The 329-nt window shown below is 63.5% G+C and carries 1 protein-coding gene; it reads right to left on the bottom strand.

The genetic code is table 11. The features are described from left to right. Positions 1-329, bottom strand: a 329-nt coding sequence (locus tag EXE42_RS19045) for a hypothetical protein (protein ID WP_158293792.1), incomplete at both ends; no start/stop codon positions are given.

A 329-nucleotide genomic window follows, 5' to 3' on the forward strand; every position in this document is an offset into this window, starting at 1 on the left:
GGGGAGGTAGTCGGGCTGGAGCTTGTACGGGAGGTTGAACGCCTCCTGAACGGTGTCGGCGCTGGTGAGCCGCTCCCAAAAGGTCGGCCCGCGTTCGAGGTCGCTGTCCGCACCGACGGAGTACCCCTTGAACTGCTGGATGGCACGGGGCGACCCGATCATCAGATCGAAGCCCGCGTTCATGTCCAGCGCGGAGCCACCGAAGTCCTCCGCGACCGAGGTCATCACCTCACCACGGATCAGGTCTTCGGGAACCGAGCTAAGATCCTTGTCACCGCTGTCACCGTCGTAGTCCTCGCAGTCGAACGTGCGGATGTCGGGGAAGTTCT

This window comes from Halorubrum sp. SP3 (assembly GCF_005435195.1).
In the GTDB taxonomy this organism is placed as follows: Archaea; Halobacteriota; Halobacteria; order Halobacteriales; family Haloferacaceae; genus Halorubrum; species Halorubrum sodomense.